At 61.8% G+C, this 22,583-nt stretch carries 20 protein-coding genes; 13 read left to right on the forward strand and 7 right to left on the reverse strand.

The genetic code is table 11. The features are described from left to right. Positions 1–58: 58 nt before the first annotated feature. From ACN0SO_RS06250 to ACN0SO_RS06275, 6 genes are all read left to right on the forward strand, one after another. Positions 59–1,717: a nitrite/sulfite reductase gene (locus ACN0SO_RS06250; RefSeq protein ID WP_417675659.1), complete on the forward strand. Its 1,659-nt coding sequence runs from the start codon at positions 59–61 to the stop codon at positions 1,715–1,717. Further along, positions 1,704–2,465, forward strand: coding sequence for a phosphoadenylyl-sulfate reductase (locus tag ACN0SO_RS06255; RefSeq protein WP_417675661.1), 762 nt, complete (start codon positions 1,704–1,706; stop codon positions 2,463–2,465). The genes ACN0SO_RS06250 and ACN0SO_RS06255 overlap by 14 nt, the downstream gene beginning before the upstream one ends. 19 nt (positions 2,466–2,484) lie before the next feature. Continuing rightward, positions 2,485–3,018 carry a DUF934 domain-containing protein gene (locus tag ACN0SO_RS06260; protein WP_417675663.1) on the forward strand — a complete coding sequence of 178 codons (534 nt, stop codon included), beginning with the start codon at positions 2,485–2,487 and terminating at the stop codon, positions 3,016–3,018. 60 nt (positions 3,019–3,078) lie between these two features. Further along, positions 3,079–3,690, forward strand: coding sequence for an NUDIX domain-containing protein (locus ACN0SO_RS06265; protein WP_417675665.1), 612 nt, complete (start codon positions 3,079–3,081; stop codon positions 3,688–3,690). Positions 3,691–3,800: 110 nt separating this feature from the next. Continuing rightward, on the forward strand, positions 3,801–4,769 hold the full coding sequence (locus ACN0SO_RS06270) for a phosphodiester glycosidase family protein (RefSeq protein ID WP_417675667.1): 969 nt from the start codon (positions 3,801–3,803) through the stop codon (positions 4,767–4,769). Positions 4,770–4,860: 91 nt separating this feature from the next. Next, complete coding sequence (locus ACN0SO_RS06275) at positions 4,861–5,622, forward strand: SDR family oxidoreductase (RefSeq protein ID WP_417675669.1); 762 nt, start codon at positions 4,861–4,863, stop codon at positions 5,620–5,622. A gap of 184 nt (positions 5,623–5,806) precedes the next feature. Here ACN0SO_RS06275 and ACN0SO_RS06280 read toward each other — a convergent pair whose 3' ends face one another. The 3 genes from ACN0SO_RS06280 to ACN0SO_RS06290 all read right to left on the reverse strand — a co-directional run bounded on the left by ACN0SO_RS06280 (position 5,807) and on the right by ACN0SO_RS06290 (position 9,539). After that, entirely contained in the window at positions 5,807–7,198 is a 1,392-nt protein-coding gene (locus tag ACN0SO_RS06280) for an aspartate aminotransferase family protein (protein WP_417675671.1), read from the reverse strand. Between the two features lie 48 nt (positions 7,199–7,246). Further along, a complete protein-coding gene (locus tag ACN0SO_RS06285; protein WP_417675673.1) occupies positions 7,247–8,650 on the reverse strand; it encodes a glutamine synthetase family protein in 1,404 nt (467 codons plus the stop codon). A 193-nt stretch (positions 8,651–8,843) separates the two neighbouring features. Beyond that, on the reverse strand, positions 8,844–9,539 hold the full coding sequence (locus ACN0SO_RS06290) for a GntR family transcriptional regulator (protein ID WP_417675675.1): 696 nt from the start codon (positions 9,537–9,539) through the stop codon (positions 8,844–8,846). 151 nt (positions 9,540–9,690) lie between these two features. Between ACN0SO_RS06290 and ACN0SO_RS06295 the strand changes: the two genes are divergently transcribed. The 5 genes from ACN0SO_RS06295 (at position 9,691) to ACN0SO_RS06315 (ending at position 15,612) form a co-directional block, all read left to right on the forward strand. Next, positions 9,691–11,067 carry a glutamine synthetase family protein gene (locus ACN0SO_RS06295; RefSeq protein ID WP_417675677.1) on the forward strand — a complete coding sequence of 459 codons (1,377 nt, stop codon included), beginning with the start codon at positions 9,691–9,693 and terminating at the stop codon, positions 11,065–11,067. Positions 11,068–11,298: 231 nt separating this feature from the next. Then, positions 11,299–12,390, forward strand: a complete 1,092-nt coding sequence (locus ACN0SO_RS06300; RefSeq protein ID WP_417675679.1) for a polyamine ABC transporter substrate-binding protein — start codon at positions 11,299–11,301, stop codon at positions 12,388–12,390. 69 nt (positions 12,391–12,459) lie between these two features. After that, positions 12,460–13,611, forward strand: a complete 1,152-nt coding sequence (locus ACN0SO_RS06305) for an ABC transporter ATP-binding protein (protein ID WP_417675681.1) — start codon at positions 12,460–12,462, stop codon at positions 13,609–13,611. Between the two features lie 256 nt (positions 13,612–13,867). Continuing rightward, complete coding sequence (locus ACN0SO_RS06310; protein WP_417675683.1) at positions 13,868–14,794, forward strand: ABC transporter permease subunit; 927 nt, start codon at positions 13,868–13,870, stop codon at positions 14,792–14,794. Then, entirely contained in the window at positions 14,791–15,612 is an 822-nt protein-coding gene (locus tag ACN0SO_RS06315; protein WP_417675685.1) for an ABC transporter permease, read from the forward strand. Before ACN0SO_RS06310 ends, ACN0SO_RS06315 begins: the two co-directional genes overlap by 4 nt. Positions 15,613–15,621: 9 nt before the next feature. On the opposite strand, the gene ACN0SO_RS06320 is transcribed toward ACN0SO_RS06315, so the two are convergent. Next, positions 15,622–15,864 (reverse strand): DUF6460 domain-containing protein, encoded by a 243-nt coding sequence (locus tag ACN0SO_RS06320; protein WP_417675687.1) that lies wholly within the window; start codon positions 15,862–15,864, stop codon positions 15,622–15,624. A gap of 256 nt (positions 15,865–16,120) precedes the next feature. Between ACN0SO_RS06320 and ACN0SO_RS06325 the strand changes: the two genes are divergently transcribed. Then, the gene (locus ACN0SO_RS06325; RefSeq protein ID WP_417675689.1) at positions 16,121–16,816 is read left to right on the forward strand and encodes a CoA transferase subunit A; all 696 of its coding nucleotides are present in this window, start codon (positions 16,121–16,123) and stop codon (positions 16,814–16,816) included. Positions 16,817–16,837: 21 nt separating this feature from the next. Beyond that, positions 16,838–17,464 (forward strand): CoA transferase subunit B, encoded by a 627-nt coding sequence (locus tag ACN0SO_RS06330; protein ID WP_417675691.1) that lies wholly within the window; start codon positions 16,838–16,840, stop codon positions 17,462–17,464. Between the two features lie 136 nt (positions 17,465–17,600). Here ACN0SO_RS06330 and ACN0SO_RS06335 read toward each other — a convergent pair whose 3' ends face one another. The 3 genes from ACN0SO_RS06335 to ACN0SO_RS06345 form a co-directional block, all read right to left on the reverse strand. After that, entirely contained in the window at positions 17,601–18,548 is a 948-nt protein-coding gene (locus ACN0SO_RS06335) for an IS110 family transposase (protein ID WP_417675693.1), read from the reverse strand. Positions 18,549–18,893: 345 nt separating this feature from the next. After that, positions 18,894–20,723 carry an ATP-dependent zinc metalloprotease FtsH gene (gene ftsH, locus ACN0SO_RS06340; RefSeq protein ID WP_417675695.1) on the reverse strand — a complete coding sequence of 610 codons (1,830 nt, stop codon included), beginning with the start codon at positions 20,721–20,723 and terminating at the stop codon, positions 18,894–18,896. A 94-nt stretch (positions 20,724–20,817) separates the two neighbouring features. Beyond that, positions 20,818–22,491 (reverse strand): ABC transporter permease, encoded by a 1,674-nt coding sequence (locus tag ACN0SO_RS06345; RefSeq protein WP_417675697.1) that lies wholly within the window; start codon positions 22,489–22,491, stop codon positions 20,818–20,820. Between the last annotated feature and the right edge of the window lie 92 nt (positions 22,492–22,583).

A 22,583-nucleotide genomic window follows, 5' to 3' on the forward strand; every position in this document is an offset into this window, starting at 1 on the left:
CCACCGGATTGACCAAAGGCCGCGCCGGCTGACCGGCAGCGCCTGAATGGAGAAAGACATGTACCGCTACGATGAGTTCGACCACGGTTTCGTCACCGAGCGCACCGACCAGTTTCGCGATCAGGTTCGTCGCCGTCTGGCCGGCGAGCTGACCGAAGAAGAGTTCAAGCCGCTGCGCCTGATGAACGGGCTTTATCTGCAGCTTCACGCCTACATGCTGCGGGTCGCCATTCCCTATGGCACGCTGAACGGCCGCCAGATGCGCAAGCTCGCCCATATCGCGCGCACCTATGACAAGGGCTATGGCCACTTCACCACGCGCCAGAACATCCAGTTCAACTGGCCGAAGCTGTCGGACGTGCCGGCCATCCTGGAAGAGCTGGCCGAAGTGGAGATGCACGCCATCCAGACGTCGGGCAACTGCATCCGCAACGTGACTGCGGACCATTTCGCAGGCGCCGCTGCAGACGAAATCGCCGACCCGCGCCCTTATGCGGAAATTCTGCGCCAGTGGTCGTCGTTGCACCCGGAATTTTCCTTCCTGCCGCGCAAGTTCAAGATCGCCATCACCGGCGCGCCGAACGACCGCGCCGCCGTTCAGGTCCATGATATCGGCCTGCAGCTGACGCGAAACGAGGCGGGCGAGGTCGGCTTCACCGTCTTCGTCGGCGGCGGTCTCGGCCGTACGCCGATGATCGGCCGCAAGGTGCGCGATTTCCTGCCCGAGGAAGACCTGCTTGCCTATTCGGAAGCGGTGCTGAGGGTCTATAACCGCTACGGCCGCCGGGACAACAAGTACAAGGCGCGCATCAAGATCCTCGTCCATGAGACGGGGCTCGAAGAACTCAAGGCCGATATCGAGGCGGAATTCGAAAAGATCCGCTTCGGCGTCCTGCGCCTGCCTGACGAGGAAGTGCGCCGGATCGAGGCCTATTTCGCGCCTCCGCCGCTGCAGGTCCTGCCGACCGTTTCCGAAGCGGTCGAGGCACGCAAGGCGGCGGATGCGGCTTTCGCCCAGTTCGTCGCCCACAACCTCAATCCGCACCGGGTGCCGGGCCATGTCAGCGTGACCATCTCCATGAAGCCGATCGGCGGCATTCCGGGCGATGCTTCCGATGGGCAGATGGAGGTCATCGCCGATCTGGCCGAGCGCTATGGCCAGGACGAAATCCGCATCAGCCACGAGCAGAACGTCATCCTGCCCCATGTGCGCCTGGACGATCTGCCCGCGCTCTTCGACAAGCTGGTCGAGCATGGCCTGGCCGAAGGCAATGCGGGCCTGATCACCGATATCATTGCCTGCCCCGGCATGGACTATTGCGCCCTGGCGACAGCCCGCTCGATCCCGGTCGCGCAGGAAATTTCCGAACGCTTCGGCAGCGCGGAACGCCAGGCGGAAATCGGCGAACTGAAGATCAAGATTTCCGGCTGCATCAACGCCTGCGGCCATCACCATGTCGGCCATATCGGCATTCTCGGCCTGGAGAAGAAGGGCGAGGAATTCTACCAGATCACCCTGGGCGGTTCGGCCAACGAAAACACGTCGATCGGCGAGATCGTCGGGCGCGGGTTCTCCTCGGAGACCGTGGTCGATGCGATCGAGACGCTGGTGGACACCTATCTGTCGCTGCGCTCCGGCAAGGAAGAAACCTTTCTGGAGGCCTACAGGCGGCTCGGCGAAGACCCCTTCAAGGAAGCGCTTTATGGCACTGCTTAATCGCCTGACATCCGCCGTGGATCCGGAACTGGCGCTTGACGCCGAAGTCCGGGCCCTCAACGCCCAGTACGAAGGCGCGGACGCGCAGACCGTGCTGCGCGCGGCCGTGCGGGAGCAATATCCAGGAGAGATTGCCCTGGTGTCGAGTTTCGGCGCGGATTCCGCGGTGCTGCTGCACATGGTCGCCGAAATCGATCCGGCAACACCGGTGATCTTCGTCGATACCGGCAAGCTGTTTCCGGCCACGCTCCGCTACCGGGACGACCTCGTCGACCGGTTGGGGCTGACCGACGTCCGTTCGCAGAAACCGGCTTCCGAGGATCTGGCAGAGAAGGATGCGGGCGGTATGCTCTGGATGAGCGATACGGACGCCTGCTGCCACATCCGCAAGGTCCTGCCTCTGGACGTGGCGCTGGACGGATTTTCCTCATGGATTTCTGGGCGTAAACGCTTTCAGAGTTCTTCTCGGGCGAGCCTCGGTTTGTTTGAGGCCGATGACGGCCGAATAAAAGTCAACCCGCTCGCGGACTGGAGCCCAGGCGACGTGCTGGACTACGCCAGGGACCATGACCTGCCGCCGCATCCGCTGGTCGCCCAGGGTTATCCCTCCATCGGGTGCCTGCCCTGCACCGACAAGGTCAAGCCGGGAGAGGATCCGCGTGCGGGCCGCTGGCGCGGCCAGGACAAGACCGAATGCGGGATCCATCTTCCCACCCATGGCCGTGAAATCGACGGCAGCGGCATCTGATTTGGGGACGAAAGAGAATATGACGACCATTTACGCCAACGGCGCTTTCATTGACGAAAGCCGGAACCCCATCGAAAGCGCGGACGATCTGCCGGTCGACGGGAATGTCACGGTTCCTCTGGAGTTGTTTCTGGAGGCTCCGGAGACGTATCTGCAACGCGGCGAAAACACCGCCGTCCTGATTGCCGCGGGCGAGAAGGCCGAAGCGCTCCGGCCGCATCTGGAGCGGCTTTCGCTCGTGATCGTCGCCTTTCCGAAGTTTACCGACGGCCGCGGATTTTCCGCCGCCCGAATCCTGCGGGAGGAACTTGGCTACCGCGGCGACATCCGTGCGGCCGGAGATTACATCCTCGACCAGGTTCCCCTGATGCGCCGCTGCGGTATCTCCAGTTTCGAGATTTCCAAGCCGGAAGTCGTGAAGGCGCTGAAGGACGGCGAATGGCCGGAAGTGACCCGCTACCTGCAGCCTGTCGGCACGGTGGAAGAGATACCGGCCGGGACCCGCCCCTGGGCACGGCGGTCGCTGCGGCAAACGGCACAGGCCGCCGAGTAACCGGCCCTTAATTCCCCGGATGTGACAAGTAGGATGCGCTGCACCATCCGGGAGACTTCCATGAACGATTCGCCGGCAAGACCTGCCTCAACTGAAGTCGATATTCTGTCCCGCCGGCGCGTCTATGACGGGTTTTGCAAGGTCGACCTGATCGAAGCAGCCTATACCCGTCTCGACGGGACACCCGGCAGAATTACCCGCGAACTGCACCATCATGGCAACGCGGTCGGGGTCTTGCCCGTCGACCGGAGCCGCAAGACGGTGCTTCTGGTCCGGCAACTGCGGATCCCGCCTCTCGTGGAACACGACACCGGATTTCCGCTGGAGGTCTGCGCCGGATTGATTGATCCGGGCGAGACCGCTGCCGAGGCGGCTGCGCGCGAAATGGAAGAAGAGCTCGGGTTCCGTCCGCGCAGCCTGCAGCCCATAGGCGCGATCCTGCCGAGCCCCGGAATGCTCGGCGAAAAGCTGGACCTTTTCCTGGCCGACTACAGTCATACCGACAACGGCGGTTTCGGTGGCGGGCTTGCCGACGAAGGCGAGGATATCGAGATCCTGGAATTCACCTGCCGGGATCTGGTCGACTTGTTGCGCAAGGGCGATCTGCAGGACGCCAAGACCGTCGTGCTGGTGCAGCGGCTGATGCTCGACGAACCGGAGCTGTTTGCCTGAGGGGCGCCTGAACGCGCCGCCAGAAGACGCCCCCCCCCAAGTAGACGCCCCTTGACGGCCACATTGCGCCGATACTGGAAAACAACCGGAAATTTTAACGGACTCCAGTGATGCGCAAATTTGTTCTGATTGGATTGGGTCTGATTGTTGCGGCGGCCGTTTTGGCGGCCGCTGCCATGTATCTCTACGCCGGCTCTTATGGATTGAACGCCGTCCTGAACCGTGGCGGGAGCTTTTGGGCCGACGTGAGCGCGGACGATCCCAAACTGTCTCAGTCCATGCGGATAGCGCTGAAAGGGAGCGCCCCGGAAGCCACATCCGGTACTTTCGAATGGCGGGCCGCCGGCCGCGGCTTCGATGTTGCCGAGTTGCCGGTCTTCGTCGACAGGACGGAAGTCGACCGGCTTATGCTGGCACGCATCGATCCCGCCCATTTCGAATTCAAGGTGCTGACCTCTCCCCCGGGCGACCGCGAACTGGACGACTGGATGCAGAAGACCGGCGCGGATCTTGTCGTCAACGGCAGCTACTACGACCGATACGGAAATCCGGATACGCCCGTTGTGAGCGCCGGCGTTCAACTGGGGCCGAAGGACTATACCGCGACGCATGGCGCCTTCGTCGTCGAGGGCGGCAAGGCGGAAATAAGGGACCTGAAGGAAACCGACTGGCGCTCGGTGTTGAAGACGGCGGATGAGGGCCTTGTCTCCTACCCTCTGCTGGTCTCGACCGATCCGGACAGACAGACGAAGTCCAACCCGAAATGGCTGGCAAACCGCAGCTTTATCGCGCAGGACAGCAAGGGAAGGATCATCATCGGGACGACGAAGGAGGCGTATTTCTCGCTTCAGCGTCTCGCGTCTTTCCTGAAGGCGGCGCCTCTGGACCTGGCGTTTGCGCTCAACCTCGACGGCGGTCCGGTGGCCTGTCAGGGGATCGACCGACCCGGCTACATGCGCAATGTCTGCGGAGACTGGGAGACCGCAACGGAAGACGATCAGATGCAGCTTCTGCAGCGTGGGATCGGCAACCGGCGCTGGGGATTGCCGATCGTCCTTGCGGTATTCGAAAAGCAGTAAGCCGACAAAATCGGAGACGGATGAGCCGGAGCTGTTAGCCGGATTGCACCTGTGCCGTTCATTGACTAACGTCTCCTCCAAATCGGGAGGAATGAAATCGATGACTGGAAGACTGGAAGGCAAGGTTGCCGTCGTTACGGGCGCAGGCTCGGGCTTTGGAGAGGGCATCGCCAGGAAGTATGCCGCGGAAGGCGCGAAGGTGGTCGTCGCCGATCTGAACGAAGGCGCGGCGGCGCGGGTGGCTCGGGAAATCGGCAGTGCGGCAATCGCGGTCACGGCGGATGTCACGCAGAAATCCGGCGTGACGGCCATGGTCTCGGATGCAATCGACGTCTTCGGGCGCCTCGATATTCTCGTCAACAATGCCGGCTATACCCATCGCAATTGCGGCCTGCTCGATGTCAGCGAAGACGATTTCGACAAGGTCATGGCCGTGAACGCCAAGGCGATTTATCTCGCCACCCTGCAGGTCGTGCCGATTATGGAAAAACAGGGCGGCGGGGTGATCATCAACACCGCGTCAACCGCCGGCCTCAGGCCGCGCCCGGGGCTGACCTGGTACAATGCCTCCAAGGGCTTCGCCATCATCGCCACCAAGTCGATGGCGGTGGAACTGGCACCGAAGAAGATCCGGGTCAACGCGCTCTGTCCGGTCGCGGGCGAGACCGGCATGCTGGACCGTTTCATGGGCGAGGACACGCCGGAACGCCGCGCCGCCTTCAGGGCGACCATTCCGCTCGGCCGCCTGTCGACGCCGGAAGACATCGCCAACGCCGCCCTTTACCTCGCCTCCGACGAAGCCGAGTTCATCACCGGCGTCGCTCTGGAAATCGACGGAGGTCGGTGCGTCTGATCAGCTGAAGAAAAATGGGCGGAACCTATGGCTCCGCCCGAATTTGACAGTCCTCGGGAACGATTTAACGTGCCGCTTGCACCCGTCTCCCCCTCAAGGGGGGAGACTGGCGTTCGCCGAGCCTGTGTCATCACTTTGCACGACAGAGGCGCCCGGTGAGGCTGCCCTCTAACTTTAAAAGGCCTCAGACCTTCCCCTGCCGCTTCAGTTCCACGTAGGTATCGTCAAGCGTCTTGCGGGCGATGGCGACGAGTTGATCCGCCTCGTCGTGGGAGAGCACCAGCGGCGGGGAAATGATCATGCTGTCGCGCACCGCGCGCATGACCATGCCGTTGTTGAAGGAGATGTCGCGGCAGAGGGTGCCGACGGTTCCCTCGTTGGCGAATTTCTTTGCCCGGTCGCCCTTTACAGGCACCAGTTCCAGTGCGCCCATCAGGCCTTTCATGCGGGCTTCGCCGACCAGCGGATGGTCGCCGAGCGCCGTCCAGCGCTTTTGCAGGTAGGGGCCGATGTCGTCGGCGACATAGTCCACCAGCTTTTCCTGCTGCATGATTTCCAGGTTGGCGAGCGCTGCGGCGGCACAGGCCGGGTGACCGGAATAGGTGTAGCCGTGGTAGAATTCGCCGCCCTTGTCGATCAGGCCTTCAGCGACCCGATCGGAGACCAGCACGCCGCCCATGGGCAGGTAGCCCGAAGTGAGGCCCTTGGCGATCGGCATCAGGTCCGGCTTGAGGTCGTAGGTGTCGGAGCCGAACCAGGTGCCGAGCCGGCCGAAGCCGCAGATCACCTCGTCGACGACCAGCAGGATGTCCCGCTCCGCCAGGATCTTCTTGATTTCCGGCCAGTAGGTGTCCGGCGGAATGATGACGCCGCCGGCCCCCTGGATCGGTTCGGCGATGAAGGCGGCGACCTTGTCCTCGCCGATCTCGTCGATCTTCTCGGCCAGCTTGCGGGCCACCTGAACGCCGAACTCCTCCGGGCTCATGTCACCGCCCTCGCCGAACCAGTAGGGCTGGTCGATGTGGTGGACGCCCGGAACCGGCAGGTCGCCCTGGCCGTGCATGGCCTTCATGCCGCCGAGGCTGGTGCCGGCCAGCGTCGAGCCGTGATAGCCGTTCCAGCGGCCGATGATGGCTTTCTTCTCCGGCTTGCCCATCTGGTCCCAGTAGTAGCGGGCCATGCGGAAGACAGTGTCGTTCGCCTCCGAACCCGACGAGCAGTAGAACACCCGGTTCATGTGTGCCGGCGCCAGTTCGGCGAGCTTTTCGGAAAGCGCGACCGCGGGCGGATGGGTCGTCTTGAAGAAGGTGTTGTAATAGGACAGCTCGCTCATCTGGCGATGGACGGCATCGGCGATCTCCTGCCGGCCGTGGCCGACCTGCACGCACCACAGTCCCGCCATGCCGTCGAGGATCCGGTTGCCGTCGGAATCCGTCAGCCAGACGCCGTCCGCATGGGTAATGATCCGGCTGCCTTCCGCGTTCAGCGCCTTGGTATCCGTGAACGGATGGATGTGGTGCGCAGCATCGGCTGCCCGCAAGGCGGCGGTCGGATAGATATTGGATACAGCCGTCATTGGTAACTCCGTTGGCGAAAGACTTGGGATGATCCGAAAGGCTTCGGATCAGACGTTGAGCAGGAGGTATTCCCGCTCCCAGGGACTGATGACTGACATGAAGGTCTCGAATTCTTCATGTTTGATCGCGCGGTAGGTGGCGACGAATTTCTCGCCGAAGACCTCGATGATGTCGGAATTGTTCTCAAACAAGGCCAGGGCTTCGGGGAGGCCCCGCGGCAGGGCTTTTTGCAAGTGCCCGCAGCTGGTGGTTTGCGGTGCGTCCGGTTTCAGTCCCTTGACGATGCCCAGGTAACCGCAGGTAAGCGAGGCCGCGATGGCGAGATAGGGGTTCGCATCCGATCCCGGCACCCGGTTTTCAAGGCGTCTGGCCTGGGCGTCCGAGTAGGGCACACGCAAACCGACCGTCCGGTTGTCATAGCCCCAGTAGACATTCACCGGTGACGTCGAATTGCGGGCAAAGCGCCGGTAGGAATTGACGAACGGCGCCATGATGCAGGTGACATAGGGCAGATATTTCTGGTGCCCGGCAATGAAGGAGAGGAACTCCGGCGTTTCCTCTGCGTTTTCGCCTGCGAAAATGTTCTTGCCTGTTTCCTTGTCGATCACCGACTGGTGGATATGCATGGCCGAGCCGGGCTGGTTCGACATCGGCTTGGACATGAAGGTCGCATACATGTCGTGGCGCAGTGCCGCCTCGCGGATCGTGCGCTTGAACAGGAACACCTGGTCGGCGAGTTCGAGAGGATTGCCGTGGCGCAGGTTGATCTCCATCTGCGCGGCGCCCTCTTCGTGGATGAGGGTGTCGATCTCAAGTCCCTGCTGTTCCGACAGGTCGTAGATGTCGTCGATGAGATCGTCGTATTCGTTGAGCGCGGAAATCGAATAGGACTGACGGCCGACTTCAGGTCGTCCGGAGCGGCCGGTCGGCGGTTCGAGCGGATAGTCCGGGTCGGTATTGGGCTTGACCAGGTAGAACTCGATTTCCGGCGCGATCACCGGCTCCCAGCCCTTTTCGGCGTAGAGCGCCAGGACGCGCTTGAGCACATTGCGCGGGGCGGTTTCCACCGGCGCGCCTTCCCGTGTGTAAGCATCGTGAATGAGCTGCGCGGTCGGATCCGTTTCCCAGGGCACCGAGGTGAGGGTCGCGTAATCGGGGCGGAAATAAAGGTCGCCGTCGATCGGATTGTGTTGAAAGCGCTCGTCGTCTTCCGGATAGCTGCCTGAAATCGTCTGGGCGAAGATCGACGCGGGCATGGTCATGACCGAACCGGAGAAGAATTTTTCCGAGGGCATCATTTTGCCGCGGGCAACGCCTGCGAGATCGGGGACCACGCATTCGATGTCCTGGATGTTGCGCTGCCGCAGCCAGGTGCGAGCCGCCTCCATGTCGACGACGCCGCGCAGGCTGTCATTGTTGGAGTTTTCAGGGTCGTTGGTCTCTTTGCTCACTTCAGGGCTCACATCAGGCTCCAGGGTTTCAGCGCAGGAATTTGAAGCGGATGTCACCGCTTCGGTGGCGGCATCAGCTTACCCGCGGGGCCGCGGTTTTGGCACCGGTTCGACTGTCCTGCGTTCTGATTATTTTGTGATCACAAATTTCACAAGTCAATGGACAAGATTGCACGGGGAGGAAAGAAGGAGGCTATTCGGACGTCAACCCGTCCCGTCCGAGCATGCCCATTCCCTCCTTGATGTCGCTCGCAATTGCCCTGCGCAGAGCGGCAGCATCCCGGTCCCGTATCGCCTTGGTGGCCTCCTTGTGCCAGTCGATCAGATTGGCCGTGCCCACCCGGCCGTAGACCATGCGCATGAACGGAGCGAACTGGAGCCAGAGGCTCTCGGCGAGCGGCAGCAGGATTTCGGAAGGCGAGGACGCGTAGATCCGGAAATGAAACAGGTGGTTGAGACGCATATAGGCTTCCGCATCACCGGTGCCGATCGATGCATCGATTTCCAGATCGATATCCTCCAGCGTTTTCGCATCCCGTTGTGTCAGGTGGGGCATGGCCATTTCGGCCAGTTCGGGTTCCAGAAGAAGGCGCGCCTTGAGGATTTCGTCGAACCGGGCCGCGGTCATCTCCGGTACCTGGACCCGGCCGTTGGGGCGCACGATCAGAGCGTTCTCGGCAGCCAGTCTTTGCAGGACCTCGCGCACGGGCATTGGGCTGACGCCCAGCTCCTGGGCAAGACCGCGCAAGGTCACGGCCTTGCCCGGGATGAACCGTCCCGTCAGCAACGCCGTCCGGACAGCATGGTCGACCTGATCGCGGGTGGCGCCCCGCCCTGAGCGGGGAGCGGAATTGCCTGTCGGAAGGTTTGTTCTGACCTCCTGGCCCAATGCGGTTGTCCTCTTTTTCGTCACGCCCTGGCGCGAAATTGCACAGCCGCCCCAAGATGGCGGTCTTGACAGGCTTTCGTGAAAGTGATCACATTTTTAGGTAAAGCGCAAATGGCCGGCTGAAAAGGATACGCGTGCCTGAATGGTAGAAATGCCCCACCAAGTGCTGGAGCACCCGGCGGAACCCGGCTGGAAAGCCGGTGTCCATGAGTTCCTTGACGAGCATCCGGACCTGGACACCGTGGAAGTCGTTCTTCCGGACACGAATGGAGTTCTGCGCGGCAAATGGCTGCCCGGTGCGGCGGTCCGGAAAGTTTTCGATGACGGCGTCGCCTTTCCGTTTTCCCTTTATGGACTCGACGTCTGGGGCCGGGAGGTGGAATCGACCGGCATGCATCTGGAGACCGGCGACAAGGACGGGGTCTGCTGGCCGATCCCCGAAACCCTGAAGCTGGTGCCCTGGGCGGAGCGCAAGACGGCACAGGTTCTCCTGTCCATGTACGACCGGGACGGCGAACCGTTTCTCGCCGACCCCCGCCATGTGCTCAAGCGCATGGTCGACAAGCTGGCCGATTTCGGTGTCACGGCGACCTGCGCCTACGAGCTGGAATTCTATCTGTTTGAGGAAAGCGACGGCGACTGGACCGAACAGCCGAAGCCGCTGTTTTCCACCCACCGCGGTCCGGCCCGTCAGAACATGTACGCCCTGTCGGATCTCGAAGCGCTGCTGCCGGTGGTCGACGACCTGCGACGGGCGGCCGATCTGCAGGGCATTCCCGCCGATGCGGCGGTGTCCGAAGCCGCTCCGGGACAGTTCGAACTCAATCTGCATCACCGCCGGGACCCGCTTCTCGCAGCCGACGATGCGGTGCTGCTGCGCAGGCTGGTGGCCGGGGTCGCACGCAAGCACGAATTGAAGGCCTCCTTCATGGCCAAGCCGTTCGTGGAATGGCCGGGCAACGGCATGCATGTTCATGTCTCCATGGAAAACAAGGACGGAAACCTTTTCGCATGCCCTGAAAAGGGCGCGGACCGGCTGGGATATGCCATCAACGGGTTGCTCGAGACCATGCCGGAAGCCCTGCTTCTGTTCACCTCGACCTTCAACGGCTTTCGCCGGATGCAGCCCGGTTCCTATGCGCCGACGTCGATCTGTTGGGGCTATGACAACCGCTCCGTCGCCCTTCGGGTTCCCGCCAGCAGCCCGGAAGCGGCGCGGGTGGAGCACCGCATCGCCGGTGCCGATGCCAACCCCTATCTGGTGCTGACCGGAATTCTGGCGGGCATGCTGGAGGGGCTCAAGGCCGAGATCGCGCCGCCGCCGCCGGTCATGGGCAATGCCTACGAGAAGAAGCACAAACGCCTGACGCCCTGGATGGACGAGGCCATCGATGCCTTCGAGGCGTCCGAGCGCATGAAGGAAGCGGTCGGGCCGGAAATGCACAAGGTGCTGACGGAAATCAAAAGGGAAGAACTGAACGAATTCGGCCGCGAAATTTCGCCGCTGGAGCGCCAGACATATCTGTGAGCAAATATGCCTCTGGACAAAAAACGGCATGTCTGCGGATAGTGGGATTTAGGGAACTGATCCCGGTGTTTGCCGATTTGCGGGTTGCGGTGGGATCACCGGACAAACAACATCCTGACTCTCGGACGGTGTAAACGTTGGAACGTGAGCGCCGGAAGGGACGTCGGACAAGCAACAGAGAAGGCCGGGAAAACGGCTGAGAGTGTTACATTCTGGAGTGGAGTTGAAATCATGATCAAGACCATCCTGTCGGGCGCCGCCCTGCTGAGCCTTCTTGCCGGCTCGGCCATGGCGCAGGACCGCGTCGTCAACGTCTATAACTGGTCGGACTATATCGACGAGTCGATCCTTGAGGACTTTACCAAGGAGACCGGCATCAAGGTCGTCTACGACGTCTTCGACAGCAACGAGATCCTGGAAACCAAGCTGCTCGCCGGCGGCACGGGCTATGACGTCGTGGTCCCGACCGGGTCCTTCCTGTCGCGCCAGATCAAGGCCGGCGTGTTCGAGAAGCTCGACAAGTCCAAGCTGCCCAACCTGAAGAACATGTGGAAGGAAATCGAGGAGCGGGTCCAGAAATACGATCCGGGCAACGATTACTCCATCAACTACATGTGGGGCACCACCGGTATCGGCTATAATGTCGACAAGGTGAAGGCCGCCCTCGGCGACGATGCGCCGGTCGACAGCATGGCAATCGTCTTCGATCCGAAAAACATGGAGAAGCTGAAGGACTGCGGTGTCTTCATGCTGGATGCTCCGACCGAATTGATCCCGGCTGCACTGAACTATCTCGGCATGGACCCGGACAGCAAGGACCCGGCGGACATCGAAAAGGCCGGTGAACTCCTGAAAAGCGTTCGTCCCTACATCCAGAAATTCCATTCGTCGGAATACATCAACGCCCTTGCCAACGGCGACATCTGCCTCGCCATTGGCTGGTCCGGGGACGTTCTGCAGGCGCGTGACCGTGCGGCGGAAGCCGACAACGGCGTGACCGTGGAATATTCGATCCCGAAGGAAGGCGCGCTGATGTGGTTCGACCAGATGGCGATCCCCGCCGATGCGCCTCACAAGGCGGAAGCGCTTGAGTTCCTGAACTACATCATGCGTCCGGAAGTCATGGCCAAGGCATCGAATTATGTCTACTACGCCAACGGCAACAAGGCCTCCCAGGAGTTCCTGAACGAAGACGTGATCGGCGATCCGGCGATCTACCCGAGCGAGGAGACGGTGAAGAACCTTTACACCGTGACCGCCTATCCGCCGAAGGTGAACCGCATCGTGACCCGCGTCTGGACGTCGGTCAAAAGCGGTCAGTAACACGCATCCGGACAGGGCCTGCATTTTGCAGGCCCTGTCTTTTTCGGGGATAAAATCGGGGGCAGGATTTTGGCCAAGAAACCGATCGGTCCGGTGCGTCGCGTGTTCGCGCCGTGGAATGACGCCAATGCGGTGCCGTTCATCGAGTTCCGGAATGTCACCAAGCGGTTCGGTGATTTTACCGCCGTCAACAATCTGAGTCTGAAGGTCTACGAGCGCGAGTTCTTTGCTCTGCTCGGCGGATCGGGCTGCGGCAAGACCACCCTGATGCGCATGCTCGGCGGTTTTGAGACGCCCACGGAAGGCCAGATCCTCCTGGAAGGTCAGGACCTTGCCGGCGTGCCGCCGTTCCGGCGGCCGACCAACATGATGTTCCAGTCCTATGCCCTGTTCCCGCACATGAGCGTGGAGGCGAATATCGCCTTCGGCCTGAAGCAGGACAAGATGGCGAAGGCGGATATCGAGGAGCGGGTCCAGGAAATGCTGCGGCTGACCAAGCTGCAGCCCTTCGCCAAGCGCAAGCCGCATCAGCTTTCCGGCGGCCAGCGCCAGCGCGTGGCGCTCGCCCGGTCTCTTGCCAAGAAGCCGAAGGTGCTGCTGCTCGACGAACCGCTCGGCGCGCTCGACAAGAAGCTGCGCGAGGAAACACAGTTCGAGCTGACGGCCCTTCAGGAAAGCCTGAAGATGACCTTCATGATCGTCACCCACGACCAGGAAGAGGCCATGACGGTGGCGGACCGCATCGCGGTCATGGAAGCCGGTGAGATCATTCAGGTCGCCACGCCCTCCGAAATCTACGAAACCCCCAATTCCCGCTTCGTGGCCGACTTCATAGGCGATGTGAACCTGATCGAGGCGAAGGTCATGGAGACCTCCGACGCGGGGACGAAACTCCAGGCGATCGCGGAGGATTTCCGGATCGAGACCAGCCAGTCGGTCGACGTGAACGTCGGTGACACTGTCTGGTACGCGATCCGCCCGGAAAAGATCCGGATCGCTCTCGGCGAGGAGCCGCTGAACAAGGTCAACGCCACCGGCGCCGTCGTCTGGGATATCGCCTATCTGGGCGACGTTTCCATCTTCCACAGCAAGGTGGGCACGGACCACACGCTGCGGTCCACGGTCGCCAATGTCACACGGCTCGTCGAACGCCCGATTTCCTGGGACGAAAAGGTGGTCCTGTCCTGGGATGGCGACGCCGGCGTGATCCTGACATCGTGACGGGCCGGAGGGATCTCAGGATGCAGGGCTTGGCCGAATCGACTTCGTCATTCCAGACAAGCGCAGCGAAGCCGCGTACCGATCTGGTATCCAGATATCAGCCGCGCTTTAGCGCGCCGGATCTCAGTTTGAAAGCGGTGCTCCCTTGCGCTCGCTCTGTCAGCTGGATCCCGGATCTCGCGATGGCGCTTGCGCGCCACACGGTCTGGAATGACGGGATAATGATGGCTTCGCAAAACGGGGGGAGGGCGCGACCATGAGCATCGACACATCCGCCAAACCGAAGCGCTCCATCAGCGGCAGGCTGCTGATCGCCGTCCCTTACGCCTGGCTGCTGGTGTTTTTCCTGGCGCCGTTCTTCATCGTCTTCAAGATCTCCCTGTCGGAAGTGGCGATCGCGATCCCGCCTTACCTGCCGACCTTCGACATCGCGGCCGGGTGGCGGGATTTTTGGGACGGTCTGTCCCAGCTTTCCTTCGAGAATTACATCTGGCTGACCGAGGACGCGCTTTACTGGAAGTCCTATCTTTCCAGCGTGACCATCGCGGGCATCTCGACCCTGTTGACGCTCCTGGTGGGGTATCCGATCGCCTATGGCATGGCCCGTTGCCCCAAGGCGTGGCGGCCGACGCTGCTGATGCTGGTGATCCTGCCGTTCTGGACCAGCTTCCTGATCCGGGTCTATGCCTGGATCGGCATTCTGAAGAACGAAGGGCTGCTCAACCAGCTTCTGCTTTGGCTCGGCGTCATCGATGAGCCGCTCGTCATCCTGAACACCAACATCGCGGTCTATATCGGCATCGTCTACTCGTACCTGCCGTTCCTGGTGCTGCCGCTTTATGCGAACCTGGAAAAGCTGGACGAGAGCCTCCTGGAGGCGGCCGAGGATCTCGGCTGCCCGGCCTGGAAGGCCTTCTGGAAGATCACCCTGCCGCTGTCGCTGCCCGGTGTCATCGCGGGCTGTTTCCTGGTGTTCATTCCCGCGGTCGGCGAATTCGTGATCCCGGATCTCCTAGGCGGATCCAACACGCTGATGATCGGCAAGACCCTGTGGGTGGAGTTCTTTGCCAACCGCGACTGGCCGGTGTCGTCGGCGGTCGCGGTGATCCTGCTCCTGCTTCTGGTGATCCCGATCGTTCTGTTCCAGAACCAGCAGCAGAAATTGGGGGAGAAGGACGCATGAGAAACGGCCCGACCTGGTTCAACGTCACCTCCATCGCCCTCGGCTTTTCGTTCCTCTATCTGCCGATCGTGCTGTTGGTGATCTTCTCGTTCAACGTGTCCCGTCTGGTGACCGTTTGGGGCGGGTTCTCCACCAAGTGGTATGGCGAGCTCCTGAAGAACGATCAGTTGCTGTCGGCCGCCTGGGTGACCCTCAAGGTGGCGTTCCTCTCGGCCTCGCTGGCCACCGTTCTCGGCACTATGGCGGCCCTGGTCCTGGTCCGTTCGGGCCGGTTCACCGGCCGGTCCCTGTTTTCGGGAATGATCTTTGCGCCGCTGGTGATGCCGGACGTGATCCTCGGCCTGTCGCTGCTGCTCCTGTTCGTCGCCATGGACCAGTCCCGCGGGTTCTGGACGGTCATGCTGGCTCATACGACCTTTGCCATGTGCTATGTGGCGGTCGTGGTCCAGTCGCGCCTCGTCGGCTTCGACAAGAGCATCGAGGAGGCAGCCGAGGACCTGGGCTGCCCGCCGGCAAAGACATTCTTCCTGATCACCCTGCCGATCATCCTGCCCGGCGTGATCGCCGGCTGGATGCTGGCCTTCACCCTGTCGCTCGACGATTTGGTGGTGGCGAGCTTTACGACGGGGCCGGGCGCGACCACGCTGCCGATGAAGATCTATTCCCAGGTCCGCCTTGGCGTGACGCCGGAAATCAACGCGGTGTGCACGATCCTGGTCAGTCTGGTGACCCTTGGCGTCATCGCCGCATCGATCGCGAGCAAACGCCAGCAGATCCAGCGCGAGCAGGACGAGCGGGCCGCCTTCGGCGCGGATTAGAAGCAGGTTCTATGCCCGCGGCGGGCGGACGACATAGATCAAGAGCCAGACCGGCACCACGATGAAGGCGCCGAGCACGATGTTGGGAATGGCCCAGTCGATGAAAAGCTGCAGGTAGATCCAGAGCTGCATCGGGCTGAGGCCGACGGTGTTCAGGATGGTTTCGGCGGAAATATTGAAAAAGGTCAGAATGGCGCCGACGATCAGTGAAGCCAGTGCGATCTTGAAAATGGTCGACAGGAACTGGATCACAGCAAGCTCTCGGGGCCTTCGGGTCTATGCAACATTCCGCACGTTAAGACATTACATACCATAACGCAGCGGCCTGAAAATGCTGCATTGCCGCCAATCCGGCTCTTCGAGAGTCTAAAAAGGTGAATTGGTAAATCCCGGCAGAGCCTGAATTTTTGGGCCGGCGCCTTTCGCAACCGCGAAGGAGGCCTTGACGGCGGGCGCCGCCTGCGGTCAATTGCCGGAATCCTGCCATGGAGTCTTCTGGGAGATTGGTATGAACAAGATATATCCGGACGCAGCCGCTGCGCTGGAAGGACTGGCGTTTGATGGGATGACCATCATGGCTGGCGGTTTCGGTCTGTGCGGCATTCCGGAGAACCTGATCACCGCGCTGCGGGATTCAGGCGCAAAGGACATCACCGCCATTTCGAACAATGCCGGTGTCGACGATTTCGGTCTCGGGCTGCTGCTCCAGACCCGCCAGATCAAGAAAATGGTTTCCTCCTATGTTGGCGAGAACGCCACCTTTGAGAAACAGTATCTGAACGGCGAGCTGGAACTGGAATTCAACCCGCAGGGCACCCTTGCCGAGCGCATCCGCGCCGGCGGCGCCGGGATCCCGGGCTTCTACACCAAGACCGGTGTCGGCACGCTCATTGCCGAAGGCAAGGAGCACAAGGACTTCAACGGCGAGACCTACATCATGGAGACCGGTCTGGTCGCCGATGTCGCGCTCGTGAAGGCCTGGAAGGCCGATGCGGAAGGCAATCTCGTCTACCGCAAGACCGCCCGCAACTTCAATCCGATGATGGCAACCGCAGGCAAGGTGACCGTGGTCGAAGTCGAGCAGCTGGTGGAAACCGGCAGCCTCGATCCGGATCACATTCACACGCCGGGTATCTTCGTGGACCGCATCATTGTCGGCACACACGAGAAGCGCATCGAAAAGCGCACCACGCGCGAAGCCTGAACGAGTTGAGGAGAAACGACAATGGCCTGGACACGTGACGAAATGGCCAAGCGGGCTGCGCAGGAGCTGCAGGATGGCTTTTATGTCAACCTCGGGATCGGTATCCCGACGCTGGTATCCAACTACATTCCCGAAGGCGTCCATGTGACGCTGCAGTCGGAAAACGGCATGCTCGGCATGGGCCCGTTCCCGACCGAGGACGAAATCGACGCCGACCTGATCAACGCCGGCAAGCAGACGATCACCGAACTGCCGCAGACGAGCTTCTTCTCGTCCGCCGACAGCTTCGCCATGGTCCGCGGCGGTCACATCAACCTGTCCATCCTGGGCGCCATGGAAGTCTCCGAAAAAGGCGACCTGGCCAACTGGATGATCCCGGGCAAGATGGTCAAGGGCATGGGCGGCGCCATGGACCTGGTGGCCGGCGTCAAGCGCGTGGTGGTGATCATGGATCACACCTCCAAGGCCGGCGATCCGAAGCTCCTGAAGGAATGCACCCTGCCGCTCACCGGCGTGCATTGCGTCGACCGGATCATCACCAACCTCGGCGTCTTCGACATCACCCCTCACGGCCTGTCGATCGTCGAACTGGCTCCGGACGTGACCGTGGAAGAGGTCAAGTCCAAGACGGAAGCGACCATCGTCTGAGCTTTAGTGCTTCGCTGAAAATGAAAGGCCCGCCGGCTTCGGCGGGCTTTTTTTTACAAGACGTCCGCTCAAATCCTCGACTTTGTCGCTCAGATAAAAACGAGATATGCGGATCACCCAAACCTCTCGGGCGTCATCAACTCTGTTTTGCGAGTCCGTCTCTGAGTTTTGCATTTAGGATGACGATGATGTTTCGCATGACGGCGGATATTGCGACGATCGGTTTCTTACCGTTTTCGACAAGGCGTTGATAGAACTGGCGTAAAGGTCCCTTAGCGCGGCTAGTGGCCAGGGCTGCCATGAACAGGGCGGTTCGGACATTCGCCCGCCCGCCGCGCATTTTCCTGTAGCCTTTGAGCGTTCCGCTGTCTCTTGGGTGCGGGGCCACACCGGCCAGGGAGGCGGCCTGCCTGCGGGTGAGGGTTCCCAACTCCGGCATGGTTGCGGCCAGGGCCACGGCCGTGCGCGGCCCGACACCGGGCAAAGATAGACAGATTTGGACTCTCCGCTTGAGGAACTGACAGCAGTCGATCAGTGCGTCGATCTCTTGATCGATACGTTCCAGAGCTCGGGCAAGGCTTCGCAACAAGACCCTGCAGGAGGCCTGGATCACGTCCTCGCCCGGGGCTTTGAGACGGTTGGTCTCCGCCACCTTGAGGTCGATGAGATCCTGACGCCTGGCCACCAAGGCGGTCAGTCTTTTCTGCTCGGCCTGGACGGGAGCGAACAGGGGCAGCGATGCCCACCGCTCCTGGCCGTAGCGCGCCAGCGCCCTGGCATCGATGGCATCGGTCTTGGCAAGCGTGCCGTAGGAGCGCGAAAAGGCTTTGACTTTCAATGTATCGGCCCGGTGACAGGCAATGCCGGCAGCCGTCAGCTCGTCGATAAGCCGGGCCTCGTGACCTCCGGTCGGCTCACAGACCGCCAGGCTGTCGGGCTCGAGGCGGGCAATCAGTTTACGCAAGGAGCTTCGGTTGTTGTCGACCGTGTTCACCTTGCCGGCTGCACTGTCGAACACGGTGATCGTGTCCTTGGCAACATCGAAGCCAACAACACGCACAGGAGCTTGCTGCAAAACCGCCATGACGATGGTATCCTCTGCATGCTTCGGATTGTTTGCGGGCGTGGTTCAGGCCAGAGGCCCAATCAACTCTCCAAGCGGGAAAAGGAAGCGACAGGGAACCTTGATGACTACGGGCGAAAGCCCGATCCCGGCACGGTCGCCTGTCACTGGTCTCCCGGAATTCCGCTCCGGGAGACCAATCCCATCATAACATCGCTCAAAACAAACAATCCCGGACGAAGCGTCAGCGGAGATCCGGGACCGGCGAGCCCCAGATTGTCCGGTTCTGATCCGATTTCCCACGACAGTCCCCCCGGTCCCGGCTCGCGCTTCGCTTGGCCAGGATGACGATGGAGAGGGCGCGGCCTACTGCGCCGCTTCCGTCTCGCCGGCCTGCCGTTTCGACATCGGGCTGATCGGCGGGAAGTCCTCGCTCGTGATGGTCTCGTGTTCGAGAAGGAGCTGGGCGCCTTTCTCCAGATCCTCATGATGGCCTTTCAGGATCTTGATCGCGTTCTCGAAGGCGGCCTCGACTCGCTCGCGGATGGCGAGATCGACCTCGCGCATGGTTTCCTGGGAAACATCGACCATGTCAGCCACCGGCTGTCCCATGAACTGCTGGCGCTGCTGGGCGTAGATCCGGTTGCCCAGCTTGGCGTCCATGCCGTAGCGGGCGACCATCTCGCGGGCGATTTCGGTCGCCTTTTGCAGGTCGTCGGAGGCGCCGGTCGAGATCTGCTTGAAAATGATCTTTTCCGCTGCCCGGCCGCCCATCAGCACGGTCATCCGGTTTTCCAGGTCCATGGTCGACAACAGGAACCGGTCTTCGGTCGGCCTCTGGATCGTGTAGCCGAGAGCGCCGATGCCGCGCGGAATGATGGACACCTTGTGTACCGTATCGACGCCTTCCAGGTTGGCCGCAACCAGCGCATGACCCATCTCGTGATAGGCGACCGTCTTGCGTTCCTGAGCCGACAGGACCCGGCTCCTCTTTTCGAGCCCGGCAATGACCCGCTCGATGGCTTCGGTGAAATCGGCGAGCGTCACCGAATTCGCGTTTCTGCGGGTTGCCAGAAGCGCGGCCTCGTTGATCAGCGTGGCAATATCCGCGCCTGTGAAGCCCGCCGTCAGCTGCGCCACCTGATCGAGATCGGCCGACGGATCCACCTTGATCTTCTGGATATGGACATTAAGGATCGCCCGACGCCCCTTCTTGTCCGGACGGTCGACCAGCACCTGCCGGTCGAAACGGCCGGCGCGCAACAGGGCCGGGTCGAGGATTTCGGGGCGGTTGGTGGCGGCCAGCAGGATCGTGCCGACCGACGGATCGAAGCCGTCAAGCTCGGTCAGCAACTGGTTCAGCGTCTGCTCCTTCTCGTCGTTCGCCATCATCGGGTTGGACCCGCGGGCGCGGCCGAGCGCGTCGAGCTCGTCGATGAAGATGATCGCGGGGGCCGCCTTGCGCGCCTGCTCGAACAGGTCGCGGACGCGGGCCGCACCGACACCGACGAACATTTCCACGAACTCGGAGCCGGAAATGGAGAAGAACGCCACATTGGCCTCACCGGCAACCGCCCTTGCCAGCAGCGTCTTGCCGGTTCCCGGAGGGCCGACCAGCAGGATGCCCTTCGGCACCCGCGCGCCCAGCCGGCCATAGGCCTTCGGATCGCGCAGGAAGTCGACCACTTCCTGCAGCTCGCGCTTGGCCTCGTCGACGCCGGCCACATCGTCGAACGTGGTCTCGATGCCGCGTTCCACATAGACCTTGGCCTTGGATTTGCCGACGGTCATCATGCCGCCGAGCCCCTGCTTTTCGGCGATGCGGCGGATGAAGAACGCCCACAGGCCGAACAGGAGCAGCATGGGTACGATCCACGACAAGAGGTCGCGCACGAATGTGGACTGGATCACACCGGTGAACTTGACGTTGTATTTCGTCAGCTGCTCGGCAAGCGGCAGATCCACCCGGGTGGTGGTGAAGTAGTCCTTGTTGTTGACCGGCTCGCGGAACTTGCCCTCGATGGTGTTTTCCTTGACCGCGATCTCGTCGATCTTGCCGTCTTTCAGATACTGCTCGAACTGGCTGTAGGGGATCGGTTCGATCGTCTTGTAGGCTTCCCACCAGCTCTGGAACAGGAACAGCGCCATGAGCGCGGCGAACGCGTACCAGAGATTGATTTGATGCTTTTTTTCCATTCCATTCACCGGTTCGTTCCTGGGGCCGCCCCGATAGAGGAACGGACGCCGCCGCTTGTCAATAACGCTGCTGTCCCGGAAGCGGGCTGGCCGGTCAGGCGGTCACGGCGCGTTCGCGCCGGGAAATCCTGGTTCTGAAGGACGATGCGCTTGTGCGCGCCAGATAGACCACCGGCAGCAGGCCGACCAGCACGATGGCGAGCGATGGCAGGGCCGCGTCCTCGAAGGCTTCTCGTGAAGCGGCCTCGAACACCGTGGTTGCCAGTGTTTCGAAGTTGAAGGGTCTAAGCAGGATCGTCGCCGGCAGTTCCTTCATGCAATCGACGAAGGTCAGAAGCAGCGCCGACAGCAGCACGGGGCGGATGATCGGCAGATGGATCTGGGTCAGCGTTTTGGTCGCGGTCCGTCCCAGCGTTCTGGCGGCCATGTCGAGATGGGGCGAGATCTTGCCGAACCCGCCCTCGACCTGGCCATATGAGACAGCCAGAAAGCGGACCATGTAGGCATAGATCAGCCCGGCTCCGCTGCCGAGTAACAAAAGACCGGTGCCGAAGCCGAACAGGGCCTTCATCTGTCCGTCGACAAAATTGTCGAGCGCTGCCAGCGGCACCAGAATGCCGACCGCCAGCACGGTGCCCGGAATGGCGTAGCCGATGGCGGCCAGCCGCACACCGAAACGCAGCACGGGGACGGCCTTCAGCCGCAGGGCATAGGCGAGCGCGACACTGACGATGACCGTCACTACCGATGCGATGGATGCAAGGCTGAGGCTGTTCCACATGGCGCTCAGGAAGGTCTCGCCGAAGAGATCCTCCAGCCGCCGGCTCGCCCGGTCCGCCAGCAGCAACCCGGGAATGACGAAGCCGGCCAGAACCGGCAAAAAACAGAGCAGGAACGCGCCTGCCGCCCGCCATCCGGTCAGGTCGAAGCGGGCGGGCTGGCGGTGCTTGCTGCCGCCCTGGTCGAAGCGCTGCTTCCGCCGGCCGAACCGTTCCACCCACAGGAGCGCGAACACCATGACCAGCATGGCGAGCGCTAGCTGGGCCGCGCCGCCAAGGCTCGATCGGTTGAGCCAGGTGTCATAGACGGAAAAGGTCAGGGTCTTGACGCCGAAGAAGGTCACCGCGCCGATATCGTTGAGGCATTCCATCAACGCGAGCGAGACGCCGACGGCCGCCGCCGGACGGGCGAGCGGCAGGGCGATGCGAAAAAACAACCGGAAAGGGGAGGCGCCGAGGGTGCGCGACACGTCCAGGATCGAGGCGGACTGGATGAGGAAGCTCGCCCGCGTGGTCAGATAGACATAAGGATAGAGCACGGACCCCATGACGAAGATGGCGCCGCCGAGGGACCGGATTTCGGGAAACCAGTAGTCCCGGGACGTCTTGAACCCGAACAGGGCGCGAAGGGCCGACTGGACCGGCCCGGTATAGTCGAGCACCTCCACATAGGCGAAGGCGATGATGTAGGTCGGCACCGCAAGCGGGATCAGCAGAACCCAGTCCATGATCTTCTGGCCGGGAAAGCGGCACATGGTCGTCAGCCAGGCCGTTCCGATGCCGGTTGCCGCTGTCGTCAGTCCCACCCCGAGCATCAGGAGCACCGTCGTCCGCAGCGAGCGCGGCAGAACGGTCTCCAGCAGGTGACCCCAGACCTCGCTGGTCGGCGTGAACGCGATCCAGACGATGGAGGCCAGTGGCAGAAGCACCAGGGCAGCCACCGCGATCGCACCGAATTGCCAGCCGCGTTCGGATAGGGATGTTGTCAAGGGCCGTCAGTCTCCGGCTGCACCGATGGATCTGTATTTCTTTTTACTCAAGCCTAGTTAGCTGGCCTGTCGCAGAAATGCAAAAGGAGCGG

The sequence above is a fragment of the Roseibium sp. genome, from assembly GCF_048260565.1.
Taxonomy (GTDB): domain Bacteria; phylum Pseudomonadota; class Alphaproteobacteria; order Rhizobiales; family Stappiaceae; genus Roseibium.

Excerpts from the sequence above, each read along its gene's own strand:
- ACN0SO_RS06330 (WP_417675691.1), top strand. The coding sequence starts at position 16,838 with ATGGCCTGGACACGTGACGAAATGGCCAAGCGGGCTGCGCAGGAGCTG.
- ACN0SO_RS06335 (WP_417675693.1), bottom strand. The coding sequence starts at position 18,548 with ATGGCGGTTTTGCAGCAAGCTCCTGTGCGTGTTGTTGGCTTCGATGTT.
- ACN0SO_RS06250 (WP_417675659.1), top strand. The coding sequence starts at position 59 with ATGTACCGCTACGATGAGTTCGACCACGGTTTCGTCACCGAGCGCACC.
- ACN0SO_RS06295 (WP_417675677.1), top strand. The coding sequence starts at position 9,691 with ATGCCCCACCAAGTGCTGGAGCACCCGGCGGAACCCGGCTGGAAAGCC.
- ACN0SO_RS06325 (WP_417675689.1), top strand. The coding sequence starts at position 16,121 with ATGAACAAGATATATCCGGACGCAGCCGCTGCGCTGGAAGGACTGGCG.
- ftsH (WP_417675695.1), bottom strand. The coding sequence starts at position 20,723 with ATGGAAAAAAAGCATCAAATCAATCTCTGGTACGCGTTCGCCGCGCTC.
- ACN0SO_RS06310 (WP_417675683.1), top strand. The coding sequence starts at position 13,868 with ATGAGCATCGACACATCCGCCAAACCGAAGCGCTCCATCAGCGGCAGG.
- ACN0SO_RS06280 (WP_417675671.1), bottom strand. The coding sequence starts at position 7,198 with ATGACGGCTGTATCCAATATCTATCCGACCGCCGCCTTGCGGGCAGCC.
- ACN0SO_RS06275 (WP_417675669.1), top strand. The coding sequence starts at position 4,861 with ATGAAATCGATGACTGGAAGACTGGAAGGCAAGGTTGCCGTCGTTACG.
- ACN0SO_RS06315 (WP_417675685.1), top strand. The coding sequence starts at position 14,791 with ATGAGAAACGGCCCGACCTGGTTCAACGTCACCTCCATCGCCCTCGGC.
- ACN0SO_RS06255 (WP_417675661.1), top strand. The coding sequence starts at position 1,704 with ATGGCACTGCTTAATCGCCTGACATCCGCCGTGGATCCGGAACTGGCG.
- ACN0SO_RS06300 (WP_417675679.1), top strand. The coding sequence starts at position 11,299 with ATGATCAAGACCATCCTGTCGGGCGCCGCCCTGCTGAGCCTTCTTGCC.
- ACN0SO_RS06265 (WP_417675665.1), top strand. The coding sequence starts at position 3,079 with ATGAACGATTCGCCGGCAAGACCTGCCTCAACTGAAGTCGATATTCTG.
- ACN0SO_RS06260 (WP_417675663.1), top strand. The coding sequence starts at position 2,485 with ATGACGACCATTTACGCCAACGGCGCTTTCATTGACGAAAGCCGGAAC.
- ACN0SO_RS06270 (WP_417675667.1), top strand. The coding sequence starts at position 3,801 with ATGCGCAAATTTGTTCTGATTGGATTGGGTCTGATTGTTGCGGCGGCC.